General features: G+C 66.2%; 11 protein-coding genes. 1 reads left to right on the top strand and 10 read right to left on the bottom strand.

The genetic code is table 11. The features are described from left to right. Positions 1 to 87 precede the first annotated feature (87 nt). The 10 genes from dut to D0901_RS12700 all read right to left on the bottom strand — a co-directional run bounded on the left by dut (position 88) and on the right by D0901_RS12700 (position 10,965). Positions 88 to 576, bottom strand: a complete 489-nt coding sequence (gene dut / locus D0901_RS12745; protein ID WP_129140682.1) for a dUTP diphosphatase — start codon at positions 574 to 576, stop codon at positions 88 to 90. Continuing rightward, positions 573 to 1,931 (bottom strand): bifunctional phosphopantothenoylcysteine decarboxylase/phosphopantothenate--cysteine ligase CoaBC, encoded by a 1,359-nt coding sequence (coaBC, locus tag D0901_RS12740; RefSeq protein ID WP_129140681.1) that lies wholly within the window; start codon positions 1,929 to 1,931, stop codon positions 573 to 575. The genes dut and coaBC overlap by 4 nt, the downstream gene beginning before the upstream one ends. A gap of 62 nt (positions 1,932 to 1,993) precedes the next feature. Then, positions 1,994 to 3,166 (bottom strand): mannonate dehydratase, encoded by a 1,173-nt coding sequence (gene uxuA, locus D0901_RS12735; RefSeq protein WP_129140680.1) that lies wholly within the window; start codon positions 3,164 to 3,166, stop codon positions 1,994 to 1,996. Positions 3,167 to 3,175: 9 nt separating this feature from the next. Next, positions 3,176 to 4,633 (bottom strand): mannitol dehydrogenase family protein, encoded by a 1,458-nt coding sequence (locus tag D0901_RS12730; RefSeq protein ID WP_129140679.1) that lies wholly within the window; start codon positions 4,631 to 4,633, stop codon positions 3,176 to 3,178. A 23-nt stretch (positions 4,634 to 4,656) separates the two neighbouring features. Next, a complete protein-coding gene (gene manD, locus D0901_RS12725; protein WP_129140678.1) occupies positions 4,657 to 5,868 on the bottom strand; it encodes a D-mannonate dehydratase ManD in 1,212 nt (403 codons plus the stop codon). Between the two features lie 46 nt (positions 5,869 to 5,914). After that, positions 5,915 to 7,339, bottom strand: a complete 1,425-nt coding sequence (uxaC, locus tag D0901_RS12720; protein WP_129140677.1) for a glucuronate isomerase — start codon at positions 7,337 to 7,339, stop codon at positions 5,915 to 5,917. A 4-nt stretch (positions 7,340 to 7,343) separates the two neighbouring features. Continuing rightward, positions 7,344 to 8,633, bottom strand: a complete 1,290-nt coding sequence (locus D0901_RS12715) for a TRAP transporter large permease (protein ID WP_129140676.1) — start codon at positions 8,631 to 8,633, stop codon at positions 7,344 to 7,346. Further along, positions 8,630 to 9,118, bottom strand: coding sequence for a TRAP transporter small permease (locus D0901_RS12710; RefSeq protein ID WP_129140675.1), 489 nt, complete (start codon positions 9,116 to 9,118; stop codon positions 8,630 to 8,632). Before D0901_RS12710 ends, D0901_RS12715 begins: the two co-directional genes overlap by 4 nt. A 74-nt stretch (positions 9,119 to 9,192) precedes the next feature. Continuing rightward, on the bottom strand, positions 9,193 to 10,155 hold the full coding sequence (locus D0901_RS12705; RefSeq protein ID WP_129140674.1) for a C4-dicarboxylate TRAP transporter substrate-binding protein: 963 nt from the start codon (positions 10,153 to 10,155) through the stop codon (positions 9,193 to 9,195). Between the two features lie 93 nt (positions 10,156 to 10,248). Beyond that, the gene (locus D0901_RS12700; RefSeq protein WP_129140673.1) at positions 10,249 to 10,965 is read right to left on the bottom strand and encodes a GntR family transcriptional regulator; all 717 of its coding nucleotides are present in this window, start codon (positions 10,963 to 10,965) and stop codon (positions 10,249 to 10,251) included. A gap of 278 nt (positions 10,966 to 11,243) precedes the next feature. On the opposite strand from D0901_RS12700, the gene D0901_RS12695 reads away from it, so the two are divergent. Further along, positions 11,244 to 12,116: a 5'-nucleotidase, lipoprotein e(P4) family gene (locus tag D0901_RS12695; protein ID WP_129140672.1), complete on the top strand. Its 873-nt coding sequence runs from the start codon at positions 11,244 to 11,246 to the stop codon at positions 12,114 to 12,116.

Below are 12,116 nucleotides of genomic sequence, written 5' to 3'. Positions count from 1 at the left end.
TTGGTCATGGGATGAAGCGGTGGGGGTGGCTATCTGGCTACCTAACCACCCAGTCTAGTCGGGCAGTGCCGGCGACACTGCGACGTGTCAGTGCCGGCCCGAGTGGCCGAAGCCGCCTTCGCCGCGCTGACTGGCGGCGAAATCGTCGACGACGTCGACGTCGGCCTGCACCACGGGAACGAGCACGAACTGGGCCAGACGCTCGCCGGGTTCGAGGACGAAGGGCTCGCGACCGCGGTTCCAGACCGAGATCATCAGCTCGCCCTGGTAGTCGGAATCGATCAGTCCGACCAGATTGCCCAGCACGATGCCGTGCTTGTGGCCCAGGCCCGAGCGCGGCAGCACCATGCCGGCGAGCCCCGGGTCGGCGATGTGCACGGCCAGGCCGGTGCGCACCAGCTCGCTGTCGCCGGGGGCCAGCGTCAGCGGTTCGTCGAGCAGCGCGCGCAGGTCCATGCCGGCGCTGCCGGTGGTGGCATAGTGCGGCAGCGGATGGGCGTGGACGCGTTCGTCGAGAATCTTCACGGCCAGCTTGGGCCGGGTGGCGTCGATCGCCGGGGGCGAGGTGTCGTTCATCGGGAGTCCTGTCGGGACGGATCGGGAGAGGTGGAAGATTGGGTGGCGCGGGCGCGAAAGCGCACCAGCACCTGTTCGATCACCGCCGCGGCGAGATCCTGCTTGGTTTGCGCCGGCAGCTCCAGGCGGCCCGGCTCGCGAGCGTCATTGCGCCACAGCACCAGCGCGGCGTTGCGATCCGAGCCGAAGCCCAGTCCGGCGCGCGAGACATCGTTGGCGACGATCATGTCGAGGTTCTTGCGTGCGAGCTTGTCGCGGGCATAGGCCTCCAGATCCCGGGTCTCGGCGGCGAAGCCGACCACGAAGGGCCGCGTGGCCTCGGCGGCGATGGTGGCGATGATGTCGGGATTCTCGACCAGCGTCAGGGTCGGCGCGTCTTGGTTGTCGACCTTCTTGATCTTGTGCTCGGCGGCACGCGCGACCCGGTAGTCGGAGACCGCCGCGCAGCCGATGAAGACATCGCTGTCGACGACGGCCTCGCGGGCGGCGGCGAGCATCTCCTCGGCCGAGACGACATCGATGCGCTCGACGCCGGGCGGGGTTGGCAACGATACCGGCCCGCTGATCAGGCGTACCCGCGCGCCGCGCGCCGCGGCGGCGGCGGCCAGGGCATAGCCCATCTTGCCCGAACTGTGGTTCGAGAGATAACGCACCGGATCGATCGCCTCGCGGGTCGGGCCGGCGGTGATCGTCAGGGTCAGCCCGGCCGCGTCGGCACCGCCGGATACCGGGTCGGGGGGCGCGGCATCGGGCGCCGTGACAGGCGCGGCATCGGGCGCCATGCCAGGCGCGTCGTCGGGCGCCGCCAGGAGCCGTTCGACGATCGCTTCGGGCTCGAGCATGCGCCCGGCGCCGACATCGCCACAGGCCTGGTCGCCGCTGTCGGGGCCCAGCAGCCGCCAGCCGTAGCCTTCGAGGCGGCGGGCGTTGTCGCGGGTCGCCGGGTGCGCCCACATTGCCTGGTTCATCGCCGGCGCCATCAGGCATTCGGCGCCGGTGGCCAGACACAGGGTGGTGAGCAGGTCGTCGGCGTGGCCATGGGCGAGACGGGCCATCAGATCGGCGGTGGCCGGGGCGATCAGCACCAGCTCGGCCCAGCGGGCCAGCTCGATGTGGCCCATGCCGGCTTCCGCCTCGGGATCGAGCAGCGAGGTGCGCACCGCCTCACCGGTCAGCGCCTGGAAGGTCATCGGCGCGATGAAGGCCTGGGCGCCCTCGGTCATCACCACCCGAACGTCGGCGCCCGCCTTCTTGAGCAGGCGGGCGAGCACGGCGCTCTTGTAGGCGGCGATACCGGCGCTGACGCCGAGCAGGATGCGTTTTCCGGACAAGGAGACGCGGCGGGACATGGCCATTCACCCCGGGGAAATAATCGCCAACTCTACCATTTTGCGTCGTGTTTTGGGTAACCGCGGCGTCAGCCCAGACGGCGTACCGCCGCCTCCACGCCGCGCAGCTCGGCGAGCCCCTTGAGCCGGCCGATCAGCGGATAACCGGGGCGGGTCTCGCGGCTCAGGTCGTCGAGCAGATGGTGGCCGTGGTCGGGGCGCAGGGGTAGCCGCGGCCCACCGTCGCGTTCGCGGCGTCGCTCCTCGTCGACCAGCGCCTTGACCACGCCGACCATGTCCACGTCGCCGTCGAGATGGGCCGCCTCGTGGAAGCTCCGGGGATCGGCCTCGCGCTGGGTGGCGCGCAGGTGCGCGAAATAGATGCGTTCGGCGAAGCGCTCGCCCATCGCCACCAGGTCGGTCGCCGCGCTGACCCCGTAGGAGCCGGTGCAGAAGGTCAGCCCGTTGGCCGGGCTGGGCGCGGCATCGAGGAGCCACTGGACGTCGTCGGGCGTCGAGACCACCCGCGGCAGGCCCAGCAGCGGCCGGGGCGGGTCATCGGGGTGGATTGCCAGGCGGATGCCGACCTCCTCGGCCACCGGCACCACGGCCCGCAGGAAGGCGCCCAGATTGGTGCGCAGGCGCTCGGCGTTGATCTCGGCGTAGCCGGCGATGACCTCGCGAAACCGCGCCAGGGTATAGTGTTCCTCGGCCCCGGGCAGCCCGGCGATGACGGTGTCGATCAGCCGCTGGCGAGCACCGTCGTCGAGGGTGTCGAGATAGCGCCGGGCGGTATCGCGCTCGGTGGCGTCGTAGTCGGCCTCGGCGCCGGGGCGTTCGAGCAGATAGAGGTCGAAGGCGGCGAAGGCGGTCTGATCGAAGCGCAGCGCCGTGCCACCGGTGGGCAGCGGCCAGGCGAGGTCGGTGCGTGTCCAGTCGAGCACCGGCATGAAGTTGTAGCAGACCACGTCGATGCCGCAGGCCGCGAGGTTGCGCAGCGTCTGCTGGTAGTTGGCGATGTAGGTATCCCAGGCACCGCTGGCCTTCTTGATGGCCTCGTGAACCGGCACGCTCTCGACCACCGACCAGGTCAGGCCCGCGTCCTCGATCAGGCGCTTTCTCTCGGCGATCGCCTCGCGCGGCCAGGTCTCGCCGTTGGGGATCTCGTGCAGCGCGGTGACGATGCCGGTGGCCCCGGTCTGGCGGATGTCGTCGAGGGTGATCGGATCGTCGGGCCCGAACCAGCGCCAGGTGTGTTCCATGATCGTCTCCTATCGTGTCGGGGCGTCGAGAGCGGCCAGGGCCGCCTCGGCGCCGCGCTCGGTCAGCGTGCGGTAGGCGTCGAGCACCGCGCCGGAAAAGCGCGCGTCATCGGCCAGCTCGCGCGGGAAGATGGCGTCGAGAGCGAGGAAGGCCGCGACCAGCGCGGCCGGTTCACTGTGTTCGGCGTGCAGCGTGGCGAAGGTCCCGGCCAGCGGGTCGTCGACCGGATGGCTTGCGCCCGCCAGGTCGCTGCCCGCGGTGTAACGGATCCACGCCGCCACGCCGAGCGCCGTGCAGGTGATGTCGCCGCCGGCATCGAGCCGGGTCCGGGCGCCGGCGAGCCAGCGCTGGGGCAGCTTCTGCGAGCCGTCCATGGCGATCTGTTGCAGCCGATGGCGCAGGCTGTCGTTGGCGAAGCGCGCGAGCAGGCTCGCCGCGTAGGCGTCGAGGTCGGTGCCCGCCGGCATGGTCAGCGTCGGCGCAGCCTCGTTACCCATGTAGCGGTCGAGGAGGGCGACGAATTCGCGCCGGGCCACGGCGTCGCTGACGGTCTCGATGCCCGCCAGCGCACCCAGGTAGGCGAGCAGCGAGTGACTGCCGTTGAGCATGCGTAGTTTCATGGTCTCGAAGGGAGCGACATCGGCGACCATCTGCACGCCGTCGTGCTCCCAGTCGGGGCGGCCCTGGGGAAAATCGTCCTCGATCACCCACTGGCTGAAGGCCTCGCAGACTACTGCCGCCGGATCGTCGACACCCAAGGTTTCGAGGCGCGCGAAATCGTCGTCGGTCATCGCCGGGACGATGCGATCGACCATGCTGCAGGGAAAGGCGACGGACTCGGCGATCCACTCGGCGAGTTGGTCGTCACGCTGGCGCGCCAGCTCGATCACCGCGCGGCGAACGCGCTTGCCGTTATCCGGCATGTTGTCGCAGCTGAGCACCGTGAAGGGCGGGGTGCCGGCGGCATGGCGCCGGGCCAGCGCCTCGACGAGCATGCCCGGCGCGCTGTGCGGCGCATCGGGCGCGGCGATGTCGTGGGCGATCGTCGGGGCCTCGACGAGCAGGCGGCCGTCGGCGGGACTCAGGTGGTAGCCCTTCTCGGTGACGGTCAGGGTGACGATGCGCACGCCCGGCTCGCTCATGCGCGTCAGCAGCGTCTCGAGGTCGTCGCCGTCGGGGCCGGCGTAGAGCGTCTCGCCGATCGCGGCGACCTCGCGCAGCGTGACGTGCTCGCGGTCGGTGTACTCGGCGACGTGGTAGCGCTGGTCGCGCTGGCGCATCAGCTCGACGAGCCGGCGGTTGGAGCGGATGTTGGCGCTGACGATGCCCCAGTCGCCGCCGCCGTGGCGGGTCAGGTTGCGCTCGACGTAGATCGCCTGGTGGGCGCGATGAAAGGCGCCCAGACCGAGGTGGACGATGCCTGTTCCGGAGCATGAATGGCGGCTGTCTACCACATGGGTTTCCATAGGTTGGCTCTGTCGCGACGTGGTCACCAGTGCCAGAGCGTGCCGTCTTCCAGACGGTTGACCGGCAGGCTGGCGCGTTCGTAGGGGTACTTGGCGGCGAGTTCCTCGTCGATGTCGACGCCGTGCCCCGGGGATTCGCCGACCAGGAAGTGGCCGTCCTCGAAGCGGTAGTCGTGGGTGAACACCGCGTCGGTCTCGTCGGTGTGCGGCATGTGCTCCTGAATGCCGAAGTTGGGCACCCAGGTATCGAAGTGGATCGCCGCGCCCAGGCATACTGGGGAGAGATCCGTCGGCCCGTGGAAGCCGGTGCGCACGTGATACAGCGACGCCAGATCGGCGACGCGACGCATCGCGGTAATGCCGCCGCCGTGGGTGAGCGGCATGCGGATGTAGTCGATCCACTGGTTCTGGATCATCTCGCGGCAGTCGTGGATCGAGTTGAACACCTCGCCGATCGCGAGTGGGGTGGTAGTGTGCTCGCGGATCAGCCGCAGGCTCTCCTGGTTCTCGGCCGGCACGCAGTCCTCCAGCCAGAACAGGTGGTAAGGCTCGACCGCCTTGCCCAGCCGCGCCGCCTCGATCGGTGTCAAGCGGTGGTGGACGTCGTGCAGCACGTGAAGGTCGTCGCCGAAGCGCTCGCGCACCGCGGCGAACAGCCTGGGCACGTGGTTGAGGTACTTCTCGGTGCTCCAGACGTGCTCGGCGGGCAGCGCCGAGTCGGCCGGCTCGTAGCGCTCGCCGGGCTTCTTGGCGACCCCGTAGATGGTCTCGATGCCTGGTACCCCGGCCTGGACGCGTACCGCCCGATAGCCGAGTTCGACATGACGGGCGACCTCCGCGAGACAGTCGTCGATCGTCTGGCCGGTGCAGTGGGCGTAGGTCATCACCCGCTCGCGGCTCCTGCCGCCGAGCAGTTGATAGAGCGGCATGCCTGCGGCCTTGGCCTTGATGTCCCACAATGCCATGTCGACGGCGGCGATGGCGGTCATGGTCACCGGGCCGCGCCGCCAGTAGGCGCCGCGGTAGAGGTATTGCCAGGTGTCCTCGATGCGGCTGGCGTCGCGGCCGATCAACGCCGGTACGACGTGCTCGTCGAGGTAGGCGGCCACCGCCATCTCGCGGCCGTTCAGGGTGGCATCGCCGATGCCGTAGGTGCCGGAATCGGTGACGATCTTGAGCGTCACGAAGTTGCGCCCGGGGCAGGTGACGATGGTGTAGGCGTCGCGGATTTCCATGAAATATCCAATGGTTTGTGAGCGAAGCGGTGTGTTCCGTTGAAGCTCAGCGTGTGAAGAGATAACGCTGGACGTTGTCGTAGCAAACCGCTCGCACGAGCTCGCCGATACGATCCAGGTCGTTGGGTAACTCACCGCTTGTCATTTGCCGCCCAAGCAAATTGCAGAAGATGCGCCGGAAGTAGTCGTGACGCGAGAAGGACAACAAACTGCGCGAATCGGTGAGCATGCCGACGAAGTGACGCAACAGGCTGAACTGCATCTGGGTGGTCAATTGGCGCTCGATGCCGTCGCGCTGGTCGTTGAACCACCAAGCGGCCCCGAACTGCACCTTGCCGGGAATACCGTCGCTCTGGAAACTGCCGGCCAGGCTGGCGAGCATCTCGTTGTCGCGCGGATTGAGGTTGTACATCACCGTGCGCGGTAGGTTGCGGTTACGGTCGAGTGTATCGAGCAACGCTGCCAGGGGTTCGCCATAAGTGGCGTCGCCGATGGCATCGAAACCGCTGTTGGCGCCGATCTCGTCCAGTCCGCGCTGACTAACGCTGCGTGCCGCACCCAGGTGCAGTTGCATTACCCAGCCACGGCGGGCGTACTCACGGCCCAGCCAAAGTAGTACGGCGGTGGTGTAACCGGCGCATTCCTCGGCGTCGAGACGTTGCCCGGCACGTCGGCGCTCGAGTAGCCGATCGAGAGTGGCTGTCGACGGCGGGACCACGAACGCGGGCTTTTCCAGACTGTGATCCGAGAGGCAGCAGCCGGCCGCGGCAAAGTGCTCGAGGCGCTGATGGAGTGCTGCCAGCAAATCATCGAAGCGATGAATCATTATTCCGCTGGCTGCGGAAAGCTTGTCGAGATAGTCGAGGAACCCATCCTGCTCGATCTTGAGCACGTTGTCGGGGCGGAAAGTGGGAAGCATCTGTACATTGGCGTCGCTTGCTGCATGGCGGCGATGCAGGTCGAGGCTGTCGCAAGGGTCGTCGGTGGTACAAATGGTGCGCACATCAAAACTATCGAGTATGCCTTGTGCATGCAGTTCGGGGTGCGCCAGACGCTCTTGGCTTCGTGTCCATATCTCCTCGGCGGTAGCAGGAGACAAAAGGGTGTTCTCGATACCCAGCGGGTGGCGCAGCTCTAGGTGCGTCCAGTGGTATAGCGGGTTCCCTAGACAATCGGGAACGGTTTCGGCCCAGGCCTGGAAGCGCTCACGAGAAGATACGTCGCCGGTGATTCGTCGTTCATCGATGCCGGCGCAGCGCATCGCGCGCCATTTATAGTGGTCGCCTTTGAGCCAGAGTTCGGTCAAGTCGTCAAAGCGCCGATTGCTAGCGATCTCCTCGGGGCTGAGGTGCGAATGGTAGTCGCAGATCGGCATGGTTGCGGCATGCTCGTGATAGAGCCGCCGCGAGACCTCGCTCTCCAGCAGGAAGTTGGGCCCCATGAAGTCGATCTTGTCGTTGAAGCGGGTCATGGCGTCATCCCATCAGATAGTTGGGCAGGAAAAGCACGATATTGGGGAAGAATATGATGCCCAGCACCACGACGAAGACGGCCAGGGCGAAGGGCAGCAACTCGCGACTGTAGGTGGTGAAGGGGCAGCGCAGGATACCGCACACGGTGTACATCGAGATGCCTACCGGGGGCGTCATGCCTCCGAAGGTCACCAGCGTCATCATCAGCAGACCGAAGTGTACTGGGTCGATGCCGGCAGCCTTGACCACGGGCACTAGGATCGGTGCCAGCAGCATCACTACTACGGTGGCTTCTAGCAGCATGCCTAGCAGCACCAGCAGAACGGCCAGGGTGAGCAACAGTGTGGTCTTGTCGGCGAACAGCCCGAGGGTGAACTGCGCGAGCGTCTGCGGCACGCGCTCGAAGGAGACCACGTAGCCGATGATGCCCGAGAACATGATGATCAGCATGATCATGCCGATGTCGCGCACGCTGGCGCGCATCGCCTCGAGCACCTCAGTCAGGCCCATCTCGCGGTGGATGAAGCAGCCGACGATCAGCGCGTAGACCACCGCGAACGCACCGGCCTCTGAGGGTGTGAACAGGCCGTAGCGAATCCCCACCAGCAGCCACAGCGGGAAGAGCAGCGCCCAGATGCTGCTGCGTGCCGCACTGAGCACTTCGCCGAGCCTGGGCAGGTTGTCGCGCACCGGGGTGTAGCCGCGGCGTTTGGCGACCAACCAGGTGGTGATCATCAGCGACACCATCAACAGCATCCCCGGTACCACGCCGGCGATGAACAGCCGGCCGATCGAGACCTCGCCGAGGTAGCCGTAGAGAATCAGGCCGATGCTGGGGGGGATGGTCGCGGTGATCAGGCCGCCGATCGCTAGCACTGCGCCGGAGAAGCCCGGCGTATACCCTTCCTGAACCATGCCCTTGCCGAGAACCCGGGCCTGCATGGCGGCGTCGGCCACTGCCGATCCGGACACGCCACCCATCAGGGTGCTGAGCACCAGGCTGGCCTGGGCCAGGCCGCCGCTCATCCAGCCGGCCAAGAGAGTCGACAGACGCAGCAGGCGTGGCGTGATGCCGCTGGCGTTCATCAGGTGGCCGATGAAGATGAACAACGGTACGGCGAGCAAGGGAAACGACTGCGAGGCCGAGACGATGCGCTGCACGCCGATGTTGGTCGGCAGAAAGGTATCCGGCAACAGGAAGAAACTGAAACCGGCAATACCGATGGCGAAGGCGACCGGCATGCCGATGGCCATCAGCAGCAGTCCCAGGCAAAGCAGCAGGGCAGTGGTCATAGCGTTTCCTCCACGGCGTCGCCGCTTTCGAACAAGCCGTCGAGACCCCGGGCGACCAGTGCGCGCAGTAGCGATATCAGCATCAGGATCGCGCCGACGGGCAGCGCCAGGGTGACATAGCCGTAACTCAGCCCAGCAATACCTAGCGGTCGTTGCCAGTTCGACAGTGCCAGCGGGAAACCGTAATAAGCCAGTAAGACGAGCAGCCCAATCATCAATGTGAGAGATAGGGCAGTCAGCACTCTATTGAGACGTCGTGGTAGGCGTTCGGTCAGTGCATCAATACGCACCTGACCACCATGTCGCAGGGTAATGTCGGCTCCCAGCACGGCCGTCCAGATGAACAGGAACTGGGACAGTTCTGCACCGCCGGCGAAAGGGTGCCCGATCGCCCGCATCGAGGCGCTGGCGAAGATGGCCAGCGACGTGCAGCCCAGCAACAGGATGGCGAGAGACTCCTCCAGCGTGTCGAACCAGCGCCACATATGCATAATCCTTGAGCCGATGACTCGTCGAAGAAGAACGTGGGCGGGGCGGCAAGGCCGACCCGCCGAGGAAGTTACTGCGCGCCTTGGAGCAACTGATCACGGTACTGGTCGTAGCCGAGTTCCTCGTAGACGGCCTTGACACGCTCGCGGAATGGTTGTGTGTCGATGTCGTTGAAAGTGACACCTTCGCTCTCCATCTTTTGGCGCACGTCGTCGAGGGCGTCGACCGTCGCTTTGCTGGCCTCGTCACCGGCCTTCTCGAGTTCTTCGTCGAGAATGGTGCGCAGCTCCTCGGGCAGCGACTGATACCACTGGTCCGAGGTGGCGATGCCGGTCATCAGTTGGATGTGATGCGTCAGCGCCACGTTGCTGATCACTTCCTGCAGGCGCTGGCCATCGGCCGCGGTCAGTTGGGCCTCGGCACCGTCGATCGAGCCGAGTTGCAGCGCCGAATAGACTTCCGACCAGGGTAGTGGGGTAGGTGTGGCACCCATCGCCTCGATGGTCTTCAGCCAGATCGGCGAATTGATGGTGCGGATACGCACTCCCTCGAGATCTGCCGGCTTGTTGATCGGTTTCTGGGTCAGCATCTCGCGCGAGCCCTGGAACCAGTTGTAGTCGAGCAGGCGGAGGCCGCTGTTGGCGGCCAATTCGTCGACCCACTTCTGATAAAGCGTCGACTGGGTGATTGTCTTGTACTGGTTGTAGTCATCGACCAGATAGGGGGCGCTCAGGATGCCGAGTTCCGGCTGGTACTCGGAGAGTCGGCCAGCATCGATGAGGATGCCGATGTTGGCCCCGCTGCGGATCTGTTCGACGACATCCTCGCCGGAGCCCAGTTGGCTGTTGGGAAAGACGTTGACGGTAAGCTCGCCGTCGCTGCGCTTCTCGATACGCTGTTTGGCGTGCTCCATTGCCTGGACCATGGGGTCCTGGCTGCTGAGCGCAGATGACAAGTTGAGTTCATAGTCGGCCAGCGCGAACTGGCTAGTAAAAGCTAGGGCCAGTGCCGGTAATAGGGGCACGAATTTCATGGAAGCCTCCTGGCGTGTCTGTTGTGGTTGTTTAAGGGAGCCGCAGGATGCGGCCATGGGGAACGTTCACAGGCTATTTCCCGAAAGCGCCAGTCATCGGCGATTGGGTGCGGCGGCCTCGAACAGTTCGGGAAAGCGCTCGACCAGTGTCGGTAGCGAACTGAGGATCTCGCGCAAGTGTTCCGTCACGGCACGTTCGGCGGCGTCGGCGTCACGCGCGACGATGGCGTCGAGGATGCGGGTGTGCTGGTCGATCAGCTTGGTGATGGGGGTGGCGTCCGGCACGCTCAGGTAGCGCACCCGGTCGAGTTGTGCCTTGACCTCCTGGGTCACCCGCCAGGCGGCATCGTGGCCGGTGCCCAGCGCCAGGGTGCGGTGGAAGGCTTCGTCGAGCCGGTAGAAGCGGTCGTGATCCTGGGGCTCGACGCAGCGCTGCTGACGCGCGATGAGCTCGTGCAGTTCGTCGTGGACTGCCGAATCGAGTCCCTGGTCGGCGGCGTCGCGGGCCACGGCGATCTCGATCGCCTCGCGCACGAAGCGGGCCTCCATGACGGCCGCCTGCGAGATGGGCACGACGTAGGTGCCGCGCTGCGGGCGCACCTCCACGAGCCCGGCCTCCGAGAGCCGGATGAAGGCCTCGCGAACCGGCTGGCGGCTGACCGCGAAGGTCTCGGCGATCTCCTTCTCCGACAGCGCCTGACCCGGGGCCAGCGTCATGCGGATGATCGACTGGCGCAGGACCGCATGGAGGCGCTGGCGAACGTTGCCCTCGGGCTGTTCCTCCCAGAGTGCGATCAGCGATGGCGTCATGTTAAACCCCTGCCTCGATTCGTTGTATGACTAGTATGGTAGTCGGGTCAGAACAGCTTGCGATGCAACTTTGGTCGAGCGACCGGGTTGCCGGGGTGACCGGGCGGGCGTGTATTCAGGTTCGCTGATAGACTGAGCTACGAGCTACGAGCTACGAGCTACGAGCTACGAGCTACGAGCTACGAGCTACGAGCTACGAGCTACGAGCTACGAGCTACGAGCTACGAGCTACGAGCTACGAGCCGCCGTGATCGCCAATGCCAACCAAGGGTCTGTCCATGTCATTGCCACTGCTTCGCCCGTCGCGTCACCTGTCCCGCTCCCGGCAACTGGCCGGCCTGGCCCTGACGGGCCTGCTGCTGACCGGTTGCGCCAGCCAGTCGGCCACACCGACGTCGAACCCGGCCTACTCCCAGCGCGATCTCAATGAGCAACTGGTGATGGCCACCGCCTGGATGCAGAGCGCCGCGGAATATCGGGCGCTCAGCTATCAGGCCTTCAACGTCGCCCGCGACCGGCTCGATGCGATCCTCGACGAGGACGACGGCAATCGTCCGCTGGCGGTGGTGGTGGACTGTGACGAGACGGTGATCGACAACAGTGCCTTCGAGGCCTACCTGGTGGGACGCGATGCCGCCTACGACAGCGAACGCTGGCATCGCTGGATGGAAGACCGCCAGGCCAAGGCGATGCCCGGCGCGCTCGACTTCCTGACCTATGCCGACGAGCAGGGCGTCGATATCTACTACATCACTAACCGCGACGCCGACGCCCTCGAGGCGACCCGCGACAACCTCGAGGCGCTGGGCTTTCCCCAGGCGGACGACGATCACCTGATGCTGCGCACCGACACCTCCGACAAGCAGCCGCGCCGTGACGCGGTCCTCGCCGATCATCGCGTGGCGCTCTACATGGGCGACAACCTGTCCGATTTCGAAAGCCAGTTCGACAGCGACGACCCCGCCGAGCGCCGCGCTCTGGCCACAGCGCGCCAGGCCCGCTTCGGACGGCACTTCATCCTGCTGCCCAACCCCGCCTACGGCGCCTGGGAAGGCGCGATCTACGGCGGCGACTGGGGCCTGTCTCCCGCGCAGAAGGACAAGGCGCGCAAGGCGGCGCTCGAGCCCTGGCAGCCCACCGGGACGCCCTGA

Source organism: Modicisalibacter coralii (assembly GCF_004117855.1).
GTDB classification, from domain to species: Bacteria; Pseudomonadota; Gammaproteobacteria; order Pseudomonadales; family Halomonadaceae; genus Modicisalibacter; species Modicisalibacter coralii.
The sequence above is the reverse complement of the archived record's forward strand: the minus strand, read 5'-3'. Positions and strand labels throughout refer to the sequence as shown.